Below are 23045 nucleotides of genomic sequence, written 5' to 3'. Positions count from 1 at the left end.
ACGTTTTTCGTTATCAATGACTTTTTCAGATTATTTGGCACAGTTGTTTTCAATGTGAGAGCTGTTATTTTTAAAAACACGCTTCCTATTTTGAGATTGGGAGAGAGAGAGTCATGCGTTTGTCGTGCTGCTCAGTATTTTTTCTTGAAATATCTGTAAAATAGTGGTAATATAAGGTAGTAAGAAAAAATGCCCAATAGGTGTGTTTAAAATTAAAGGAGACAAAAATGTCAATTATTACTGATGTTTACGCTCGCGAAGTCCTCGACTCACGCGGTAACCCAACAATCGAAGTAGAAGTTTACACTGAATCAGGTGCATTCGGTCGTGGCATGGTACCTTCAGGTGCTTCTACTGGTGAACACGAAGCTGTTGAGCTTCGTGATGGTGACAAATCTCGTTACCTTGGTAAAGGCGTACAAAAAGCTGTTGACAACGTAAACAACGTTATCGCTGAAGCTATCATTGGTTACGATGTTCGTGACCAACAAGCTATTGACCGTGCGATGATCGCTTTGGACGGCACACCTACTAAAGGTAAATTAGGCGCTAACGCTATTCTTGGTGTGTCTATCGCTGCTGCTCGTGCTGCTGCTGACTTCCTTGAAGTGCCACTTTACCACTACCTTGGCGGTTTCAATACGAAAGTATTGCCAACGCCTATGATGAACATCATCAATGGTGGTTCACATGCTGACAACTCTATTGACTTCCAAGAATTCATGATTATGCCAATTGGTGCGCCTACTTTCAAAGAAGCGCTCCGTTATGGTGCAGAAGTATTCCACGCTTTGGCTTCAATCCTTAAAGCCAAAGGTTACTCTACTGCCGTTGGTGATGAAGGTGGTTTCGCACCTAACTTGAAATCAAACGATGAAGGTTTCGAAGTGATCATTGAAGCCATCGAAAAAGCTGGTTATGTCCCAGGTAAAGATATCGTACTTGCGATGGATGCTGCATCTTCTGAATTCTACAACAAAGAAAAAGGTGTTTACGAATTCGGTAAATTGGCTAACAAACCAGAAGAAGAGTGGGAACTTAAAACTGAGAAAGACATGATTGCTTACTACGAAGAACTCGTAGCTAAATTCCCAATCATCTCTATCGAAGATGGTCTTGACGAAAACGACTGGGAAGGTTGGAAAGAATTTACTAAAGTACTTGGTAAGAAAATCCAACTCGTTGGTGACGACTTCTTCGTTACAAACACTGACTATCTCAAACGTGGTATCGCTGAAGGTGCTTCAAACTCAATCCTGATCAAAGTTAACCAAATCGGTACTTTGACTGAAACTTTTGAAGCCATCGAAATGGCTAAAGAAGCTGGTTTCACTGCTGTTGTCTCTCACCGTTCAGGTGAAACTGAAGATTCTACAATCTCAGACATCGCTGTTGCAACTAACGCTGGTCAAATCAAAACTGGTTCATTGTCGCGTACTGACCGTATTGCGAAATACAACCAATTACTTCGTATCGAAGATCAATTGGGTGAAGTTGCGATTTACAAAGGCCTTGACTCGTTCTACAACATCAAAGATAAATCTCGTTTCTAATCAGTTATTCTGATGTCAGAGACTTGACAAATAGAAGAGAACCTTTGAAGCTACTGAAAAAGTCAGAGGTTCAGGACTCAAAATAAAGTAAAAAAAGAATTTTACGCAAGATACTGCCTAAAATTCTTTTTTTGTTCACTCCCCCACTTCTATTTCCCTCAGTCTTTTACTTCACTTTCAACTTTTAAGGTCAAAATTCACTTCAAATTGACTAGAAATAGGATCGTCGCTCCTTGAATGTCCATGCCAAAAAATCCCTTGGACTGGGCTATTCCATAGCCATGACGATTTTTGAGTTCGGCGTGCTTTGCCTCAATCTCATAACGATGTTTCATTTTAGCTTTGAAAAGCTCTGTCTCTTGAAAGTCTTTTTGATTTTGGTGAGTCTGAGACAAAATAGAAACACTATAAGTCTTACTTTTCGCTTTCCTTTTATAACAGTTTTCGCTAAGCGGACAAACTTTACATTTCTCTATGTCAAAATAATAAGTTTCAACTTGATTGGCTTTCTGTTTTTTCTTTCCGCCATCTTTATTGTACCCAAAATGTTTTCTGGGTTGACCCTCGGAGATAATAGGGTTGAGCTTGGCATAAAGAGGAAATTCCTTTTTATTAAAATACTCAAGATTTGCCTTTGTTCCATAAGCCATATCTCCCGTGTTTTTCCTCAAGTAAGTTACGGCACTCGTTGATTTTCCCGAGTGAAAATGTCGGCTCGAAATCAATGATTTCAAGTAATTGATGTGTGTATCTTTTTCTTCGTCAAGGTCTGAGCAAGTAGATTTAGCTGGGAATTGTGCTTTCATTTCAGTTTTAACCTGATAGACCGCTTTGCGGAGCTGCTTGGAACTCTCTCATAAAATTTATACTGGCGATTTTTGATTAAAGCGAGATTGTGTATGGGTCGCATCCACTATAAAGGTCTTGCTTTTTACGACTTTTTCACGAATCGCAATTTCAACAGATTTCCCTACCAACAAGTCAAGAAAATTTTTATCTTGGAGGCGAAGACGACGAAACTTCGTTAAAGTGGAGCTATCAATGACGTTAGCTTCGGGCGCAAGGTCTAGGAAAAATTTGAAAGATAAATCAGAAAAAGCCTGTTTGACTAAATCACGGTCAGACAGTCGGTACATTTGCTTGAGAAGTAGCCATTTAAACATCTGGACAGGGTCAATTGCCGTGCGACCGTAGGGGGACAATCGTACGTATCCTTGAGTTCCTCATAGATGAATTGAAAAGCATCTAAGGCTTTCAATTGGCGCAGTTCATGGTTTGGAGGCACCAAAATATCATAAAGTCCAGCATAAGGACTGAGAAGCAATTCTTCTTGACAGTTTATCATAACCCTAATTATAAATAAAAACGAGATCTTTCGCTCGTTTTCCAGCAGCTTCCTTTTTATGAGGTTCTTTTTTGTGAACTTGGGTCAGTTACAGAGAAATAAACAAAAAAACACCTGATGGATTAGCCAAATGCTAAACAGTCAGGTGTTTTCAAGTCATTATTTAGCGCGAAGTGCAGCCATTGTGATGTAGTTGTAAGGTTGGTTGAAATGTGGCAAGAAGAAGATGTCCAATAGTTTCAATTTATCAATGGTCACGTGCTCTTGGATGGCTAAGCTGAACATATGGATATTAGCTGAAATATCTTCAGTTGAGGCAAGTTGTGCACCAACGATACGACGTGATGATTTTTCGTAGACAATACGGATTTTAACTGGTGCATTTTCTTTGATGAAACCAGGTTTTTGTAAGTCTTCAAAGTCAGTGTAGTCAACATCAATTTCAGCTTTTTTAGCAGCAGCAACAGAAAGACCTGTTGACACCATGTTATAGCCGAAGATTGAGATGCCGTTACTGCCTTGTACGCCAATAGCGTCAAGTTCTGTACCACCAACGTTGTGACCTGCAACGATACCGCTACGAACAGCGTTTGTCGCAAGGGCAATATAGGTTGTCGCTTCGAGGGCGTTTGAATAGATTGTCGCACAGTCTCCAACAGCATAAACGCTATCGTCACTTGTTTTTTGATGATTATCAACAAAATAAGCACCATTTCGGAAAGTTTCCAAGTGGTCTTTACCTAAATCTGAATTTGCAGTGAAACCAATGGCATTAATCACCATATCCACATCGTAAGTGCCTTTATCTGTAACTAATTGTGTTACGCGTTTATCGCCTTTGTATTCAGTAGCAAGTTCGCCAAAATGGAGTTCAATCCCGTTTTCTTCAAGATTTTTGTCCATGTTGTGTGTGAATTCAGGGTCGTAGTAAGACGCAAGAGACGTTGGCATAGCATCAAAGAGGAGGACGTTTTTACCACGACGTTTAGCAGCTTCTGCGATTTCAACGCCGATATAACCAGCCCCGATGACAGCAACAGTTTTGACATCTTCACGTGACATATCGTGGTCAACTTCTTGACCTTCTTGGAAAAGTTTCAAGAAATGCAAGCCTTCAAGATCTTTACTCGGAATATTTGGCACGATTGGTTGACTACCAGTTGCTAAAACTAACTTATCATAGCTTTCTTCAGATTTTTCACCAGCTTTATTGTCAAAATGAACGATTTTTTCATTGAAATCAATGCTAGTTACACTTGATTGCATGAAAATTTTAGCGCCTTTTTTACGAAAAGCTTCTTCGTTTGTGTAGAAGAGATCTTCATAACCATCAATTTGACGGCCCACCCAAAGTGCCGTGCCACAGCCGAGATAGCTGAGGTTAGTATTGCGGTCAATCAAAACAACTTCAGTGTCAGGATAATTGTCAAGGAGTGTATTGGCAGCGGCAATGCCTGCATGGTTTGAACCAATAATAACTGTTTTCATAGAGTGTAGATTTCCCTTTCTTTTTAGAGCTACGCTTGATGCGCTAAGATTGAAAATGTGATTTTTTTAACAAGCAGGGATGCAAGATACCCTTGCTCATTTATCAATTATAAACCAAAAAGAAAGCGATTGCAAAAATAGTGAATCGGAAATTTAAAAAGATTGAAAAAAAGATAGCAAACTTGACGCCATCTTTTTCAATTTTTACTCAGTATGTATCAATTTATTTGCAACTCAACGTTTTTGTCGTCTTGCAAATTCAGTGAATCGAAACTTATCGACTTGATGTCGGCTATCCGTATATTGAAAGACACTGGCATCATTAAGAAAAACATGGCTTTTGACGCTGACGATGTGACGGTCTAGCTGGTTTAAGTCCAAGAGTCGTCGATCTTCGTCATTGACAAAATCAATGGTGATTTCTTTTTGGGCGAAGGAAATCTCAATTTTCAGCTGTTTTTCAAGGTAGTCGTAGAGGGAGTAGGCAACGTCTGCCTTGCTCATATCAGGACAAATGTTGTATTTGACAAAATCGTGGTCAAGGACGACTGCCTCGCCGTCAATTTTGCGAACGCGAATGATATGCCAGATAGGGATGCCGATGTCAAACAGTGTTTTTGCAGCAAGTTCGCTATCAACTATGATTTTCTCAAACTTGATGACTTCAGTAACACTTTCAAAATCGAGTGAATCTTGTAATTCTTTATAGCTAGTCAAGCCAGAAATCGGAAAATTAAGTTTACTTGAGGCGATGACGACAGAACCGCGGCCCTTTTGTTTTTGGATTAAGCCCTTTTCTTCCAAAATTTGAAGGGATTGTCGGATTGTTGCACGACTGGCATCATAGATTTTGACGAGTTCATTTTCACTTGGTAGCAGGTCATTTTCCTGATACGTTTTATTTTTTATTTTATATTCTAAGTCATGTAGAATCAGTTCATATTTTTTCATATCTTTATTTTACCAAAAATCAAAGCAAAATATGTTAAAATAAAAGGGAAACGTTTGCAAGTTATCTAAAACAAACAGAATTTCAAGAAAAGCTAGTGTAGGTCAAGTTTCAAGCTTTCATTAGAATGAAAGTGCAGAAAGGGAAGAAAAATGATTCAACTTATTGCATCAGATATGGATGGCACGTTGCTTAATGCTGAGATGGAAATTTCAGAGGAAAATGTTGCGGCGATTAAAAAAGTACAGGCAGCAGGGGTAGAGTTTGTTGTGGCAACTGGTCGTTCAATTGAAGAGGCGCAACCAATCTTAGAGTCAGCTGGAATTAAATGTCGCTACATTACGTCAAATGGGGCGCAAATTTTTGATGAAAATGGTCAAAATATCTTTACTGTTGGGATTGAAAAGGAAAAGCTTGCCTTAGCCGTGCCTATTTTTCGTCGCCATGATATTTATTTTGAACTTTTTACGGATAACGGTGGCTTTACTGAAAATATTGATGACCGGATTGCCAGTGTGGCGCATTGGCTGAAAAGCACGTCGCCTAATTTGTCAGAAACTGAAGCCTTTGAGATTGCAGAAAGCCATATGGCGACGTTACCAATTAACTTTGTAGCTGATTTCAAAGAGGTTCTGGATAATCCTGAAGTAACAGTTTTGAAAATCTTTGCCATGGGACAAATTGATGACCCAGCTTTATTATTAGCTAAGGAAGAGTTGTCACAGATTCCAAATTTGGCTGTGACATCATCTGGTGCCAATAATATTGAAGTTAATCATGAGGCGGCGCAAAAAGGACAGTCTCTCCAAAAAGTGACAGAGCTATTAAGCCTTCCCTTGTCAAAAGTAGCAGCAATTGGCGATAATTTCAACGACATGAGCATGATTGAGGGAGCGGGTATTGGGATTGCAATGGCTAACGCTGAAGAAGAGGTCAAGGCGGTGGCTAAGTATACGACTGAGACGAACATTGACAATGGTGTGGCGCATGCAGTTGATCGTATTTTAGCAGGCGAGTGGCAATAAGCGTTTGTATCTATTCAACATAGTGTTTAAGTAGATAAGCTATTTGACTTGACTGAAAGGATGACCGTGAGGTCAATGTCATTAAGTTAGGCGACCAGAAGTCGTAAATCAGAAAATAAAAGTAAATCTCATACTCTGATTTTTCTTTTTAACTTAATGCTATTTCGATCAAAGGGGCCATTTTTTGTACTTCATAAGAGTAAATATGCTTTATTTACTTTTTGTTAAATTCATGTCATAAGTGATAACAAAACATTTTTTTGTTTTTATTTAAAGAAGGTTCATTATGTTAGCCGAATTTAAAGTCAAAAATTTTATATCATTTAAAGATGATATAGTTTTTAATATGAAAACAGGCTATAATGTCAAAAAAACAGCCAAGACACCGTTTAACGCATTTGAGGTAAAAAAAGACCTCAAATGCGTTAAAAAGTTCGCCAATTTTTTGCCCCAATGCTTCTGGTAAATCTAACTTTTTGGAAGCCTTGTGGGAGTTGAGAGCTTTAGTTACTTGTCCAACACATCAGGTGACGGAGCATTTATCCTACCAGCCGTATAAGAGCACTACAAAAGGTTTGTCGATTGATTATGAGATAACCTTTTTTCATGATGCCCAATTCTACCACTATGCCATCGGTTTCACTGACCATCAAGGTAAAATCATTTTACTGGATGAATTTGATAATAGTTTTCACTTATTAATTTCAATGATGCTTCTTTCTTTAATTAATAGTGAATTTCAATATAGCCAGTTTATTTTAACTTCTCACGAAATCAGTCTGATGGATCACAACATGCGTAATGATTAAATCTATTTTATGAGTAAGAACGAATTTGGTGAGTCACAAATGATTAGTTTATTTGATTATAAGATAGAACTGAAACGCAATGATGCCAAGTATAGTAAAAAAATATCTGCAAGGGCGTTATGGTGCGGTGCCAAATATTGATGTAGACGAAATTCTTGATGAGATACGACCAAATTATAACAATTGACAATGCAGTAAGAAATATAGATATTCAGAAACTGTTTTAACACAATTTCTTGATACACTATTAGATATTGTTAATCGAGTCTTTTAGAGATAATATCAAAAAAGGAGCTCGTACTGTAAGAGTACGTGACCATGGTCATGCCTTTTAAATACTTGAAATAAATAAAAAATGAACAAATAAGATGATACATCGTATACTTATCCTTTAAAATATAAACATTAGAGTAAAAAGAATATAACAGTTGTTGACAGCGCTTTCGTATGATGTTATACTTAAAAAGTAGAAACGGATGTATTTTAATTGAGGTTTCATTAACTTTATCAGCAAAAACTAAAATAAGGGAGCGCTCTTAACTTATTTTTGTTAATTTTGCTGACTATTGAAAGGAGAATATTAATTATGAAAAAGACTAAGAAGTTATTTTCAACAATTATTGTGTTATCAACAATATTCATGTTTGCAGCTACTGCACAAGCAGCTCACTATCATTGGTATTGTAGTGTTAACCGTTTCGTTAGTGCCAAATATGGTGATGTGGGTAGTGCAGCCTATGCTGGCGGCGTTCATGCTCAAACATATAAGCATGGTTCTAATGTATCTTATGGTTCGTGTACAAGTAGTTGGTAAAAACTAAATAATAAGAATAGACGGACAATAACAAGTTGTTTAAGAGCGATATTCTTTATACACCCTGTGAAGAGCAATATTTTTCGCAGGGTGTGTTTATTTAAATCCAAGATAGACATTGGATATTATAAAGAATATTACTACATATTTAACATTTTTGATTATTTTCTGGGTATGGTGAAATGGAGTTCAAAATGAAAAAAAATTCTATGTTGTTTTTGGTATTAAGTGTATTTCTGTTGGTTGGCTGTGGAAAGAAAGTTGAGCAAAAAGTAACAAAAGAAAATATAAGTATTCAGCCATCTACTCATGTGTATAAAGAAAAGAAACTTGTTTTACCGAATGAAGTTAATAAAATAATTCACACAGAAAAAATAAAAGGCAAAATATATGTTTCAGCACTAAACCATAGCCAACAAAGTGTGATTTATACTATTGACGAAAGTGGTAATTTTCATGAAGAACTTTTAATTAGTTCTTTAGTTTCTGAACCGATCCAATTTACATTCTTAGGGAAAAATGGTGACTTGGTTATTGTACCTAGGGAAGATGCTAAGGAAGAGGAAACTAAATACATTTACACGACAACGATTGATAATCCTAAAAAAATACAGAGAAGAGATGCTATACTAGGACATGATGAGCGAATTCAAGTTGTAAATCAAGAAGTATGTATTGTTAGCTCTCCTTTTGGAGAAACTAAAATAATAGATTTGGTTAAAGGTACAGAAGAAATAATAAAATCAGAGGGAAACATTTCTTCCATTACTAACGATGGTAAAAAAATCTATACACAAATATCTAATAAAATCCAAGTCATTTCAAAAGAAAATAAGAAAATTGAAACGATGACAAATTTATCTTCTGTTTTAGGAGGTATTAATCCGCTTATTACTATCGAAGATGAGCAATTATATCTTTATGAGCATCAAAAATTGTATCTATTAAAAGATGAAAAATTACAAGAGTTGCTGTCAATGAATGAATACTCTCTTGGTAAAAACCGTTATAAGATTGAAAAGTTCATTCCACAAAATGAGCAATTTGTTGTTGTGGTAACTGATACCAAGAATGATAGTTCAGATATTTCATTACTTACACCAACAGAGCAAGAGAAAAAAGTGATTTCTTTGTACAGTTTATATGAAAATCCTGCATTATCTGAAATTATAGCAGAGTACAATACTAAGCAAAGTGATGTTTTAGTCCGATTAACAGTAGGTGCAAACGAACAGTATGAGGGAGATACGATTTACAATGTTGAACAAGCCATGAAAAATTTAAATTTGGAATTGGCGAACAGTAATCCCTATGATATGATAATTTTAGATGGGTTGAATAGTGAGAGCTATATCAAAAATGATTTATTATTACCATTAACAGAACCTCAGGATATGAACTTTAAAAATTTGTTTACCCATTTTCAAAAAGAGGGGAAAAATTATGGTTCACCGACATTTTTTAATGTTCCATATATTGCAGTAAAAGGAGTTCAAGAAATAAATGTTGAAAATATAAATGATTTAACGTCATATATAAAAAATATTAAAAAGGAACATTTATACGAAAATGTCCGTTATGACTTTGTTGTTAAAAATATCTATCGTTCTTATTTTCCAACTGAGTTGAAGAATATAAAGGAGAGTGATGTTCTTCAATTTAATAAAGATGTTTTAGCTATTACAAAACGAACAAAGGATCTTGAAAAGGCATTAAAAATAAAAAATTTAACATGGAATAATAATGTTATTGGTGGAAGTTATAATAGCTATGATTTACTTTTAAATGGAGAATTTAATTTAGCGATTGATCAAATTTCACTTGCACAAGATATTCAATGTTTAGTTGCACTGGAAAAAGAAAATAAGGCAAATGTCGAATTTTTGGATAATACTTATTTACCAGTACTAACGTTTTCTATTTTTAAAGAGAGTCAAAATAAGGAAGAATCACAAAGATTTATTTCTTTTACTCAGACTAAAGAGGCACAAGAACTATTTGATTATGCAGGTCTGCCTACAAATCAAGAGAGTTTTGAGGGCAAGCTAAGAGAACTTGAAACAGAAGTAAAAGAAATTTCGAGTGAATATGGAAATGAGGGTAAGGCAAATCTAGAAAAGCTTTCCTCAGAAGATGTTTCAATTTGGATAGAAAAAGTTAAAAAATTAGATCATGTGCCAAATTTGGATATACAAATGATGCAAATTGTTATGGAAGGTTTAGAGGATATTTTACAAGATAAAGGTAAAGTAAACGAAGTAAGTGCAAAGGTTTATGAGAAATTAAAATTATATTTGGAAGAATAGAATGAGAGGGGAAGGAAGATGAATATGAGAAAAAAACAATTTCTCTTTCTACTCCCTTCTTTTTTGGGATTAATGCTTTTCTATTTTGCGCCAGTATTTTCCTTGTTTTTTAGGCAAGAAAATATGATGTCAGCATTTTCAAGCTCGTCATTCTTACGTGCTTTACTTAATAATATGATTTTTTTGATATTAGGTGTGTGTTTACTCTACTTTTTATCACAAAAATTGGCTTTCTTTCTAAGTAAGATAAAATATTTGCAAAGAGTGGTTTTGATACTTCTATTGCCAATGGCAATCCAAGAAGTAGGAACAACATTTTTTTGGCGACTAATGTTTGAAAAAGATGGTTATTTAAGTCAAATACTATTTATTCATACTAATTTTTTAGAAAATTATTTTTCAATTTTAGCGTTGGTATTGATTTATCTTTGGAAGAATATCGGATTAGCAACATTGATATGGCTGTTAGGTATTTTATATTTTCCAAAGTCAGTTATTGAAATGGCCGAAATGGATGGAGCAAGTGAAAAAATAATTCGCCAAAATATTGTATTACCAAATTTAAAAAAGTTTAAATACACTTTATTGATTATCGCGATTGTCAATAGTCATAAAATTTTCCGTGTCTCTTACTTACTTATGGGGGCGTACCCTAATCGTCAGATTTATTTACTTCAAAACATTTTCAATAACTGGTTTATGAAATTTGAGTTAGGGAAAATTCAAAGTGGTGCTTTATTTTATTTAATAGTGATGCTCGTTATTATTGGTATAATAGAGTGGAGGTTAAAAGATGACTAAAAAAATTGTGCTTATTGTCATATTTTGCTTACTATTATATCCTATTTTCTCAATGCTTGTAGTAACATTACAAGCTAGAGATGAATTTCAACGATTATTAATTGAGAAACAGTTTATATTCTTGCCAATTTATACAACATTTAACCATTATTTAAAATTAGTTTTAGATGTTCCAGAAAACTATGCGATTGTTTTTTCAACAATTAAATTACTATTTGGTATTTTGTTGATTCAATTACCTTGTAATACGATGGTGGCTTACTTTTTTGCACAAAATCATAATCGATTTGGAAAAATTGTCTATAAAATATATATTGCTTTATTAATATTACCATTTTCTATAACAATGATAACCCAATATGGCATTTTAAAAGAACTACATTTGTTGGATAGCTATTTAGGAGTTATTTTACTCATGGGTTTCTCGCCCTTTACTATTTTAATACTTGTCCCAAGTTTTGCACGAATCTCTGAAGAGGTGCTTGAAGCTGGTAGAATGGATGGGGCAAGTGAGTGGCAAATTTTTTATAAAATTGCATTACCAAACGTGAAATTAGCAGTCATTTGTAGTATATTTTTTGCTGTTTTAGAGATGATGAGCATGATCGAAATTCCTCTAATTTTTTTACGAACAGAGAAAAAAATGATGCTAGCGCAATATGTGGAAATTTTAATGAGGAAAGAAGAACAAAGTGCAATTAGCTTTATTATATTGATAGTCATCGTTTTGATATTGTTTTTAAAAAATATTATAAAAGAGAGTGAGATTGTAGCAAATGAAAGTGAAACAAGGGTTTAAGATTATAGGTGTAATTACATGTTTGTATCTTTTTTCAAGTGTTTACAGAAATTTGAAAGTACCAGTCGTAACAACACTTTCTGTTGAACCTTATACGATTATAGATAAAGTAGAGGGAGAAGCAAAAATCGACTATCAAGGTGGTTTTAATACGTATGGTCTCGAAGATTTAGTGGTGGAGAAGATATTTATAAAAAAAGAGCAAGAAGTGGCAAAAGATATGCCGCTATTTCAGGTTAATCTTTCTTTCTTAAATGAAAAAATCAACTTGATTGAACAAGAAATAAAAAAACTAACCCTACAAAAACAAAATCTTGTTAGTCAACAAGAACAGAAAGAAACGGACTATCACAATCAAATTAAGATGTTAAATTTAGAGTACCAACAATCATTGCAAATGTTACAGCAAGAACAGAAAGATATCAAAGAGGAATCTCAAAAAAAAGAGAATGCTCTGAAAATAGAGCAAACAACTCAGACCTACCAACAAAAACTAGCACAATTACAACTTTCAGCTCCCATTGTTGATTCTACGATCGAAACAACAGAATTGGAAATCCAACAATTGCAACAAAAATTATTAAAATATCAGGAAGTTCAAAATCGACAGGGAAATTTTTTGGCGCAAGAGGCAGGAAGTATCCAAGATGTTAAGATAAGTGTTGGGGATAAAATGACTGAGCAACTTGCGGTTATGATAAGAGATACACAGTCGTTAAAAGAATTACATATAGTACTCTCGGATGATGAAAATAAAATAAAAATTGGTCAAAAAGTTAATTTAATAGTACAGGGTCGAAACGGTAAACGAACTTTCCAAGGTTTTAAAGTGCAAGATATAATGACAGAGCAAAATGGCGGGAAAAAAATTACGGTGTTAGATAGTGAAAATAAACTTGGGGTAGCAGAGAGTATTCGAGCAGAAGTTATTATTTATGAAAAAAATGTACAACGGAGTTTACCGATTTCAACTGTTTATGAAGATAATCAAGGTAAATATGTACTTGTTTCTGAGAGAAAAAAGACGATTTTAGGTGAACAAATCTTTGCAAAACGACAAAATATTGAGATAAGTGAAGTATTTCAGAATACAGTGGTGTTGGAAAATGAAAATGTGGATAACGAAAAAATCATTGATAGTACTGAGAAACAAATTAACATCGGCGACATTATTCGAGTGGCTGAAAAGTGAAAAATTGTCTGTATTCTTAGCATATGCTACGTTTATATTTTTGGTTGTTTATATTGGAAAAATTGAACAAACTCAAATTTATAATCATAGTGAATTGTTACAAAATGTAGAGGTTTTTGGGACACAAAAATATTTAAAAATACAAATAAAAGAAGTTTCAGAAATAACGAATAGAGATTTGGATAAAAAAACAGTTGCATTAATAAAGAGAATACAAACAAATAGACAACCTTTCTTATTGGCTGAAAATGAAATCATGATAACAGAAAAATTAGCAATACAATTATTCAAAAGTAGAATGGTGGTTGGCAATTTGGTACATTATGCAAAAAAAAATTATGTGATAAAAAAAGTTATTCAGGATAATAATTTAGAAGTATATATATCTGAACCAATACAAGATAGTCAACCAATTACACTGTATAATACATCTAATATTTTATTGGATAAACAAATAAACTATAATTTTTTTAAAAAAATTGTATTTTTGATTTTTTGTTGTCATATAATATGGTTAATTGTGGACAATAAAAAGGGGTTATTTTGTTTGTTTTTTATTCTAATCTTTATGCTATTGAGGAATTATTTACCTAACCGATTAGCAGACTACGCCTCGTGGTTACAATTTTGGGGAAATATAAAAGAAATTGTAAGTAATCTTTTTCGTTTTGAAAAGACGGTATTTGATATTTCAATCATGTGGTTGTTTGGAATTTATTTTCTATTATTTGGAATACATCTTTTCTTTATTTGTCGATCGAGGTTACGGAAGAAAATAAAAATGATAATTTTGAGAAAGAAAAAGAAATATTTGACATATGTTGTTAAGCTTAAGGATAATTTTTTAGCTTATTGAAGTGGAGTAAAGGGGTCATATTTACATTGAGGGATTTTTATCTTTTTGTATGTACTAACCTAGCCATTAAAAATGAATGAAATGATATGGGCGAGAAGTATCGTCCATTTTTATATGTTTTGAAATTTCTGATTTACGACTTTTCCTTGTCTAATTTAATGACATTGACTGTGAGGTTGTCTTTTTTTGTGTTTGGCATCTTTTTGAAAAAAAGTTTAAAAAAAGTTAAAGAAAACGCTTGCAAATAAATTTTTTTGTGCTAGAATTAAAGCATAAGGTAACTTGTACGTACAAGTTACTAAAAAGATGACTAAGTCATCATGATTGCCATTTTTGTTTCAAAATCTTAATCTGAGTAGCAGTGGCTTTGGTTTAAGCCTGTCAACTCAAACTTTAAAGAAGGAGCCCACCATGGGAAAATTTGAAAAACAAGCTCAGGAGTTGCTGGATGCGATTGGCGGCAAGGAGAATATCTCTGCTGTCACGCACTGTGCGACACGTATGCGCTTTGTCTTAAATGACGACGCTAAGGCTGACAAAAAACGAATTGAAAACATTTCGACAACTAAAGGGATGTTCACAAATGCGGGTCAGTTTCAGGTCATTATCGGAAATGATGTTGCTACTTTCTACAACGATTTCTCTGCCGTCAGTGGTATTGAAGGCGTTTCAAAGGAGGCAGCTAAGTCTGCGGCGAAATCAAATCAAAATGTCGTGCAAAGATTAGTCGGTACGTTATCTGAAATCTTTACACCATTGTTACCAGCGATTATCGTCGGTGGTTTGATTCTCGGTTTCCGTAATATTCTTGAGGGCGTGCAATTTGGCGGGTCGACAATTGTCGAAAACTCTCAGTTTTGGGCCGGTGTCAATGGTTTCCTCTGGCTACCGGGTGAAGCAATCTTCCACTTCCTCCCTGTCGGGATTGCTTGGTCAGTCACACGTAAAATGGGGACAACACAAATTCTGGGGATTGTCCTCGGGATTACGCTTGTGTCACCACAGTTGCTGAATGCCTATGCCGTAAATAGCACATCAGCAGCAGAAATTGCTAAAAACTGGTCATGGGACTTCGGTTTTTTCACCATGGATAAAATCGGCTACCAAGCCCAAGTTATTCCTGCCATGGCTGCCGGTTTCCTACTCGCTTACTTAGAGAAATTCTTCCGGAAACATATCCCAGAAGCAGTTTCGATGATTTTCGTGCCATTATTCGCTCTAATTCCAACGATTATTGCAGCGCATGCTATCATTGGCCCCATCGGTTGGAAAATCGGTCAAGGCATTTCATTTGTCGTGAACACTGGTTTGACATCTTCACTTTCTTGGCTTTTCGGTGGCATCTTTGGGATTCTCTATGCGCCACTTGTTATTACCGGCCTACACCATACAACACTTGCCATTGACTCACAGCTCATTGCGGATTTTCATTCAACCAACCTATGGCCACTTATTGACTTGTCAAATATCGCCCAAGGGGCAGCAGTATTTGCAGTCTACCTCCTACACAAGAAAAACAAAAAAGAAGCAGAAATTTCAGTACCAGCCACAATCTCAGCTTGGTTAGGCGTGACAGAACCAGCCATGTTCGGGATTAACTTGAAATACCTCTATCCTTTCGTCGCCGCTATGATTGGCTCAGGTATTTCAGGCATGGTTTCAACACTCATGGGTGTTCGCGCTAACTCTATCGGCGTCGGAGGCCTGCCCGGTATCCTCGCCATTCGCGGTGAAGACATGTTGAAATTCACCATTCCAATGGTGATTGCGATAGTTGTCCCAATCATCTTGACCTTCTTCTTCCGCCAAGCTGGCATCTTTAACAAAATCGACCTCGTAGGTGCTGGAGATGCAGCCTTTGCAAGTGACCCAGCAACCCTAGAAGGCGCGCAACAAATCGCCAAAACCGAAATTCCTAAAGGCACTTTGGTCAATGTGACTAGCCCACTATCAGGTGAAGTTCGTGAGTTAGCAACAGCAACCGATCCTGTCTTTAGCCAAGGCATTATGGGGCAAGGTGTTGTCATCGATCCAAGTGAAGGGGTACTAACAGCGCCGTTTGACGGCATCGTTTCAGCATTTTTCCCGACTAAACACGCTATTGGTTTGATTTCGGATGCTGGGGTAGAAATTCTGATGCACATCGGTATGGATACCGTGAAACTTGACGGTAAAGGCTTTGAAGCCTTTGTCAGCCAAGGTGACCATGTGACACAAGGTCAACGCCTACTCACATTTGATATTGACTTGATTAAAAGTCAAGGGTTAATCGTTGAAACACCCGTCATCGTTACCAACCAAGATAGTTTCCAACCAGACGTTTCAGGACAGTTACCACGTAGCATCCAATCAGGTGATGACCTACTAACCGCAACAAAAATATAACTGCATACCAAAGGGCTAACCGAAAAGGTAACGCCCTTTTGGCATTTTAAAAACGCTAGTATCGAAAAATAGCGATAGAAATAGAAAGCTTATGACATTTAAAAATCAAGTAATATACCAAATTTACCCGAAATCTTACCTCGACACAACTGGAAATGGTGTCGGAGACCTTCGTGGCATCATCTCAAAACTGGATTATCTAGCTGATTTAGGGATTGATATGATTTGGCTCAATCCGATTTATCCCAGTCCACAACGTGACAACGGCTACGACATTTCAGACTATGTCTCAATTGACCCTGTATTTGGCACCATGTCTGACTTTGAAGAACTGATTCAGGAAGGGAAAAAACGCGGCATTGATGTCATGCTTGATATGGTGCTCAACCATGTATCGACAGAACATGAGTGGTTCCAAAAAGCCTTAGCAGGAGACCCTTACTATCAAGACTTTTTCTTCATCCAAGACGAGCCGACAGACTGGGTCTCAAAATTTGGCGGGAGTGCCTGGGCGCCTTTTGGCGATACAGGTAAATACTATCTCCATCTCTTTGATGTCACGCAAGCTGATTTAAATTGGCGCAGTGGAAATGTTCGAAAAGAACTCTTTGATGTCGTCAACTTCTGGCGTGAAAAAGGCGTGCATGGCTTTAGATTTGACGTGATTAATTTGATTGGTAAGGATGCCTTACTCAAATCAAATCCTGTCAATGAAGGCAAGCCTGAATATACAGATAAACCGCTAACGCATGACTATTTACAGATGTTAAATGCCGCAAGTTTTGGCAAGGATGCTGAGAGTGTGACAGTCGGTGAAATGAGCTCAACGACGATTGATAACTGTATTTTATATAGCCGTCCTGACCGTCAAGAATTATCAATGACCTTTAATTTCCATCATTTGAAAGTCGACTATGCAAATGCACAAAAATGGACCAAGTCCCCCTTTGATTTTGCCCAACTCAAACAGCTCTTTCACACTTGGGGTGAAAAAATGAGCGAAGGGCAGGGTTGGAATGCTTTGTTTTGGAACAATCATGATCAACCTCGCGCCATTAATCGTTTCATAGACTACAAAAACTTTCGAGTGAAAGGTGCAACGATGTTGGCAGCCAGTATCCATCTTAGCCGAGGAACGCCGTATATCTATATGGGCGAGGAAATCGGAATGATTGACCCAGATTTTAAATCTATGGCAGACTATGTCGATGTGGAGTCGATTAATGCCTATCAAGCCTTGTTGGATGCTGGGCATACGCCAGAGCGGGCTTTCGAGATTATTCAAATCAAGTCACGGGATAATTCGCGGACACCGATGCAGTGGAATCATACAGCCAATGCTGGCTTTTCAACTGGCACACCATGGTTGGCAACAGGGAATCATGCGGAGATTAACGTTGAAAATGAGCAATCAGGGGAAGTATATCAGTTTTACAAGCAGTTGATTCAGCTGAGAAAGGCTGACCAGCTGATTTCAGACGGCACTTATCAGGCAGCTTATCAAGATGCTGCGCATATTTATGCTTTCATCCGTGAGTTTGAAGGTCGTCAATTGCTTGTTTTGACTAACTTTTCAAATCAAGTTGTTGATTTTGAACTGTTAGCTGACTTTATAGATAGTGAGATTTTGATTAATAACTATGCAACCTATCAGCCTAATCAGTTGCAACCATATCAAGCCATTGCTTTTTTGATTTAATTTCGCTTGACTTTTGCATAAATATACAGTAAAATAGACTTGTTATTCATTTTGAATTCACTCTAAGTTGCTCTATCCAGCCCGGATAGCGCGCAGTTGACGACAGAAAGATAGGTCTATTTTATGTTTCAAGGACGTTCATTACTCAAAGAAATTGATTTCACCCAAGCTGAATTAGCATATCTCATTGATTTTGCCATTCATTTAAAAGCACTCAAAAAACAGCACATCCCCCATCAGTATCTGTCTGGTAAAAACATCGCCCTCTTATTTGAAAAAACATCGACTCGGACGCGGGCTGCCTTTACTGTCGCAGTCAATGATCTGGGCGCGCATCCAGAATTTTTAGGACCAAACGACGTCCAGTTCGGCAAAAAAGAGTCGACTGCAGACACAGCCAAAGTCTTAGGTGCAATGTTTGACGGCATCCAATTTCGTGGGTTCAAACAGACCGATGTCGAGATTCTAGCAGCTGAGTCTGGCGTGCCAGTCTGGAATGGTCTGACCGATACTTGGCACCCCACGCAGATGCTCGCAGACTTCATGACCATTAAAGAAATTTTCGGAGATTACACAGGTAAAAACCTCGTCTATATCGGTGACGGTCGAAACAACATGGCAAATTCCCTCCTAGTCACCTCAGCCATTCTAGGCGTCAACATCACGATCATAGCACCAGCTGATTTGCAGCCCGCAACTGACATCCAAGCCATTGCGGCAGAAAAAGCAATCGAGTCAGGCAGTCACATCACGATTACCGCTGACACCGCTGCGGTCAATGGTGCTGATATCATTTACACGGACGTCTGGGTCAGCATGGGAGAAGAGGACCAATACGATGAACGAATTAAGAAACTCATGCCTTATCAGGTGAATGCTGCGCTTTTCGAGCAAACTAACAACCCTAACTGTATTTTTATGCACTGTCTACCAGCCTTTCACGATTTGGAAACGACGACAATGCAAGCCATCCACGCAAAATCAGGCTTGACAGAGCTAGAAGTGACAGATGAGATTTTCAATGCCCCTTATTCTGTCGTCTTCCAAGAAGCGGAAAATAGACTGCACTCGATCAAGGCGGTCATGGCTGCGACTTTAGGTCATCTCTTTATCCCAAAAGTCTAAACTCAAGTTTACAAGAGCATGGCATCGGCTATTACACTTGCAATAGCCGATGTTTTTTGTCGAAAGATGAACAAATCGCAAGGGATTTCGGAAATTTGATGATTCATTTCAGTTATCTGTTAGAAATAATTGTATAATAGAGATAGCAGTTTTTTAAGTAGGCAGATAGAAGGATAGATATGAACATCAAGGCAGTTTTTTTTGACCTAGACGGTACACTCTTTACCAGCACGCGAAATGTTGCCGCGACAACTAGACGTGCGATTGTGGAGCTACATAAGAACAAGACATTGGTCGGTGTCGCCACTGGGCGAGGCCCTGCTTTTGTCCTACCCTTGATGGAAACGCTAGGGCTAGATTTCGCTGTGACCTATAACGGCCAGTATATCTTCACACCAGAGAGTGTCCTCTCAACCTCGCCGATCGACAAGAAAACCTTGCGTGATGTTATCGACTTTTCCCGCCAGCACGGCAGAGATGTTTCACTCGGTATGGCGGACGGTGTCCATGGGAGTGGACTTGTTAAATTCGGTGAAACGCGGACAGCGCAAGTCATTGCAGGCATTTTACCACAAAAAATGTCAGGCTTAACAAAAAGTGGTTTTAAAAATGTCATTAGAAAAATCAAACCCCAATCTAAAAATCTAGCCGACAATATCAGACAGCCAGTCTATCAAGTCATCATGGTCGCAACCAGTGATGAAACAGATGCCATCATGATGAATTTCCCAGAATTACAAGCTACACGCTCAAACGCCTATTCGGCTGACTTGATTACCAAAGGTAATTCTAAGCTAAAAGGAATTGAAAAAGTCGGGGAAAAATTTGGCTTTGATCTCTCACAAGTTATGGCTTTTGGTGATTCGGATAATGATTTGGAAATGTTGTCGGGTGTCGGTCTAGGTATCGGCATGGGCAATGCGACTCCCGCAGTTAAAAAAATTGCGGCTTATATTACGGATAATAATAACTCAGACGGTATCGCCAAAGCCTTATCCCATTTTGGGCTAATCAATTTCAAGCATGTGGCAAGTTTTATCAGTAAAGATGATCAGTTTAACAAGGTTAAAGAATTTCACCGTGTCATGGACGGTAAAACCCAAGAAATGCCGCGTGTCTTTTTGCCAGAAGAAGCTGGTCATCGGGCGGACTTCAAGGTTGAAGAAATCGTCGAATTTCTCTTTGCAGCAGCCAATGCCAATGTGTCAGTCTTTGATGAGTTGACACAAAATCTTCATGTCGCTATTGATAAAGCAGCAGCTAAAATCAAAGCTAAACCCATTCCAGAGGGTGAAAATGCCCTAACGGGTGAAGTAGACGCTCTTTTGGATTTGTTATACTTCACCTATGGGTCGTTTGTTCTGATGGGCATTGACCCACATGAAATATTTAGTGCTGTGCATCAGGCTAATATGGGGAAAATCTTCCCAGACGGTCAAGCGCATTTTGATCCAGAGACGCATAAAATTATGAAACCAGACAACTGGGCAGCAGATTTCGCACCAGAAGGGAAAATCGAAGCAGAGCTAGAACGCCAAATTCGCGTTGCGATGAGTAAATTAAGCAAAGCAAAAAACGAGCAGTGATGCTGGACATCATTGCTCGTTTTGTTATGGCTAGATGTTACCTTTTAAGCTTCAAAAAAGGCTTGATATAAGGCTTTAATTGCCGCGTTTTCTTGGTCAGATTTAACGATAAACATGACTGAAACTTCAGATGAGCCTTGAGAGAGCATTTCGATATTGATGCCGGCTTTGGCGAGGGCGCTAGCCGCGCGTGCTGTAACCCCAATATGTTCGTTCATATCTTCACCAACAATCATGATGATGGATAGGTTTTTCTCAAAATTTAGGACATCAGGCTGTAAGCTTTCAGTCAGGTTTTGAATGACTGACCGTTCGATTTGCTTGGTTAAATAGCGGTTGCGCATGATGACACTCATGTCATCAATCCCAGTTGGCATGTGCTCGAAACGAATGCCAAGATTTTCTAATATTTGGAGAACCTTGCGCCCGAAACCGATTTCCCGATTCATGAGATATTTAGAGATGTTGAGCGAGCTGAAGTCGCCATCGGCTGCGATACCAACGACTGGACTACCTGTGACGCTGCGTTTGGCAACGATTCTTGTCCCGGGATGCTCGGGATTGTTGGTATTTTTAATCACAAGTGGCACACTTGCTCTATAGGCGGGCAATAAAGCCTCATCATGCAAAACAGAGAAACCGGCATAGGCGAGCTCACGCATTTCCCTGTATGTGAGTTCGGTGATGGATGCTGGTTGGTTAATGATGCCCGGATGGGCTGCGAAAATACCATCAACATCGGTAAAGTTTTCGTAAAGCTCAGCGTGGACACCCGCTGCGATGATGGAACCTGTAATGTCGGAACCGCCGCGAGAGAAGGTACAGATATCACCTTTTTCAGTGACACCGAAGAAGCCAGGGATGATGAGTGTTTCTTCAAGCTCGTTGAGGTAGTTGATCTTTTCGTTACTAGACGGGAGCAATCGTGCATTTCCTGGTTCAGGCGTGACGATGATGCCGGCGTCTTGCGGATGGATATATTTGGCGTTAATCCCATTTTCGCTGAAGTACTCGGCAATGAGTTTGGCATTATTGTTTTCACCAGCAGCTAGGAAGGTGTCATAAAGGAACTTGTTGCCTTGGATTGGTAGTGTGGCTAAGGCTTTGATATCGGTAGCGATGTTGGTCATGACTGTGCCGGGAATCCCGAGCTCATCACAAATGCTCTGGTAACGTGCGATAATCCAGTCTTGATTTTCAATGACGGCATCGCCTTTTTTGTAGGCTTTATAGTAAGCAATCAAGGCGTCGGTTACTTTGGTGTCATTGGCTTCGCGTTTGCCAGGGGCTGAGACAACGACGAATTTGCGATTCGGGTCGTTTTTGACAATGTTGAGGACTTTTGTGAGTTGTTCGGCACTTGCAAGTGAAGAGCCACCAAATTTAATAACTTTCAAGATGAGATTTTCCTTTGATTGGTCTAAGATGTTGTGGTAATCAGGTGATGTGGTCTAGAAAAAAAGCCCACACTTGATTGGATGATATGGCATGATGAGACTGAGCAACTGCTCAGTCTTGAATGTATTAAATCTATTTTAGCGAAAATTCTGAAAATTTTCAATACGAAATCTCAAAAAATTTGGTAAAATAGTGAGTATGAGTAAATTTAAAGCGATTATTTTTGATATGGACGGTGTTTTGGTTGATACCGAATTATATTATTATAGAAGACGTCAGACTTTTTTAGATAGCAAAGGGATCTCAATTGCCCATTTGTCGCCACTTGATTTCATCGGAGGGAACATGAAACAGGTTTGGTACATGATTTTGAAAGATGATTATGATAAGTGGGATGTGTCGGCTTTGCAGGCTGAGTACACCCAATATAAGCTGGAACATGCGATTCCTTATGATACACTCTTATTTTCAGATGCTAAGTCTACTTTAGATGCTTTGAAAGCCAAAGGCTACAAACTCGGACTTGCATCTAGTACCATTAAACTAGAGATTTTAAGGGCGATGAAGATGACGGCGCTACTCCCTTATTTTGAGGTGGTCTTATCCGGTGATGATTTCGAGGAATCCAAACCCAACCCTGAGATTTATCAGGTTGCCATGGCGAAATTGGGTGTGGCGCCCGAAGAAACTTTGATTATTGAAGACAGTGAAAAAGGTATTGCTGCCGGTGTTGATTCGGGTGCGACAGTCTGGGGCATTGCGGATTATGTGTTTGGGCTAGACCAGTCGCGGGCGGATGAATTGTATGACAATTTAACCGAAATCGTGCGCCAATTATAAGTCAGTGTCAAGTAGCGCCTTGAATTTTTGAAAAAATGGCTTAAATATGGTAAAATGAACCATTATAAATGCCTT

General features: G+C 37.7%; 19 protein-coding genes. 14 read left to right on the top strand and 5 right to left on the bottom strand.

The annotated features are described in order from the left end of the window. Window positions 1–227: 227 nt before the first annotated feature. The gene (gene eno, locus ACYQ21_RS03540; RefSeq protein WP_460055225.1) at window positions 228–1553 is read left to right on the top strand and encodes a phosphopyruvate hydratase; all 1326 of its coding nucleotides are present in this window, start codon (window positions 228–230) and stop codon (window positions 1551–1553) included. 197 nt (window positions 1554–1750) lie between these two features. Here the strand turns inward: eno and ACYQ21_RS03535 are convergent, their stop codons facing one another. From ACYQ21_RS03535 to treR, 4 genes are all read right to left on the bottom strand, one after another. Next, a complete protein-coding gene (locus ACYQ21_RS03535) occupies window positions 1751–2359 on the bottom strand; it encodes a transposase (protein WP_460055223.1) in 609 nt (202 codons plus the stop codon). Window positions 2360–2416: 57 nt separating this feature from the next. After that, window positions 2417–2755, bottom strand: a complete 339-nt coding sequence (locus ACYQ21_RS03530; protein WP_460055222.1) for a transposase — start codon at window positions 2753–2755, stop codon at window positions 2417–2419. A gap of 302 nt (window positions 2756–3057) precedes the next feature. Further along, window positions 3058–4386, bottom strand: coding sequence for a H2O-forming NADH oxidase (nox, locus tag ACYQ21_RS03525; protein WP_460055221.1), 1329 nt, complete (start codon window positions 4384–4386; stop codon window positions 3058–3060). 234 nt (window positions 4387–4620) lie between these two features. Then, a complete protein-coding gene (gene treR / locus ACYQ21_RS03520; RefSeq protein WP_460055218.1) occupies window positions 4621–5337 on the bottom strand; it encodes a trehalose operon repressor in 717 nt (238 codons plus the stop codon). A gap of 150 nt (window positions 5338–5487) precedes the next feature. Between treR and ACYQ21_RS03515 the strand changes: the two genes are divergently transcribed. The 12 genes from ACYQ21_RS03515 to ACYQ21_RS03460 all read left to right on the top strand — a co-directional run bounded on the left by ACYQ21_RS03515 (window position 5488) and on the right by ACYQ21_RS03460 (window position 20732). After that, entirely contained in the window at window positions 5488–6360 is an 873-nt protein-coding gene (locus ACYQ21_RS03515; RefSeq protein WP_460055215.1) for a Cof-type HAD-IIB family hydrolase, read from the top strand. A gap of 476 nt (window positions 6361–6836) precedes the next feature. Continuing rightward, complete coding sequence (locus ACYQ21_RS03510) at window positions 6837–7169, top strand: hypothetical protein (RefSeq protein WP_460055214.1); 333 nt, start codon at window positions 6837–6839, stop codon at window positions 7167–7169. Between the two features lie 586 nt (window positions 7170–7755). Beyond that, window positions 7756–7983, top strand: a complete 228-nt coding sequence (locus ACYQ21_RS03505; protein ID WP_460055211.1) for a hypothetical protein — start codon at window positions 7756–7758, stop codon at window positions 7981–7983. A 194-nt stretch (window positions 7984–8177) separates the two neighbouring features. Beyond that, window positions 8178–10289, top strand: coding sequence for a hypothetical protein (locus ACYQ21_RS03500; RefSeq protein WP_460055209.1), 2112 nt, complete (start codon window positions 8178–8180; stop codon window positions 10287–10289). Window positions 10290–10313: 24 nt separating this feature from the next. Further along, window positions 10314–11090 (top strand): carbohydrate ABC transporter permease, encoded by a 777-nt coding sequence (locus tag ACYQ21_RS03495; protein ID WP_460055206.1) that lies wholly within the window; start codon window positions 10314–10316, stop codon window positions 11088–11090. Then, on the top strand, window positions 11083–11889 hold the full coding sequence (locus tag ACYQ21_RS03490) for an ABC transporter permease subunit (RefSeq protein WP_460055203.1): 807 nt from the start codon (window positions 11083–11085) through the stop codon (window positions 11887–11889). Before ACYQ21_RS03495 ends, ACYQ21_RS03490 begins: the two co-directional genes overlap by 8 nt. Continuing rightward, entirely contained in the window at window positions 11867–13081 is a 1215-nt protein-coding gene (locus ACYQ21_RS03485; RefSeq protein ID WP_460055201.1) for an HlyD family secretion protein, read from the top strand. The genes ACYQ21_RS03490 and ACYQ21_RS03485 overlap by 23 nt, the downstream gene beginning before the upstream one ends. A gap of 4 nt (window positions 13082–13085) precedes the next feature. After that, the gene (locus tag ACYQ21_RS03480; RefSeq protein ID WP_460055199.1) at window positions 13086–13937 is read left to right on the top strand and encodes a hypothetical protein; all 852 of its coding nucleotides are present in this window, start codon (window positions 13086–13088) and stop codon (window positions 13935–13937) included. 411 nt (window positions 13938–14348) lie between these two features. Then, entirely contained in the window at window positions 14349–16322 is a 1974-nt protein-coding gene (treP, locus tag ACYQ21_RS03475; protein ID WP_460055197.1) for a PTS system trehalose-specific EIIBC component, read from the top strand. 91 nt (window positions 16323–16413) lie between these two features. Continuing rightward, the gene (gene treC / locus ACYQ21_RS03470) at window positions 16414–18021 is read left to right on the top strand and encodes an alpha,alpha-phosphotrehalase (protein WP_460055194.1); all 1608 of its coding nucleotides are present in this window, start codon (window positions 16414–16416) and stop codon (window positions 18019–18021) included. Window positions 18022–18144: 123 nt separating this feature from the next. Continuing rightward, entirely contained in the window at window positions 18145–19146 is a 1002-nt protein-coding gene (argF, locus tag ACYQ21_RS03465) for an ornithine carbamoyltransferase (RefSeq protein WP_460055192.1), read from the top strand. 179 nt (window positions 19147–19325) lie between these two features. Continuing rightward, window positions 19326–20732 carry a Cof-type HAD-IIB family hydrolase gene (locus ACYQ21_RS03460; RefSeq protein WP_460055189.1) on the top strand — a complete coding sequence of 469 codons (1407 nt, stop codon included), beginning with the start codon at window positions 19326–19328 and terminating at the stop codon, window positions 20730–20732. 44 nt (window positions 20733–20776) lie between these two features. On the opposite strand, the gene ACYQ21_RS03455 is transcribed toward ACYQ21_RS03460, so the two are convergent. Beyond that, window positions 20777–22129, bottom strand: coding sequence for an aspartate kinase (locus ACYQ21_RS03455; RefSeq protein WP_460055186.1), 1353 nt, complete (start codon window positions 22127–22129; stop codon window positions 20777–20779). A 199-nt stretch (window positions 22130–22328) separates the two neighbouring features. On the opposite strand from ACYQ21_RS03455, the gene ACYQ21_RS03450 reads away from it, so the two are divergent. Beyond that, window positions 22329–22970 carry an HAD family hydrolase gene (locus ACYQ21_RS03450; RefSeq protein ID WP_460055184.1) on the top strand — a complete coding sequence of 214 codons (642 nt, stop codon included), beginning with the start codon at window positions 22329–22331 and terminating at the stop codon, window positions 22968–22970. The last annotated feature ends 75 nt before the right edge of the window (window positions 22971–23045 follow it).

It is taken from the genome of Pseudolactococcus yaeyamensis (assembly GCF_054658615.1).
This window is presented reverse-complemented; position numbering and strand designations above follow the sequence as displayed.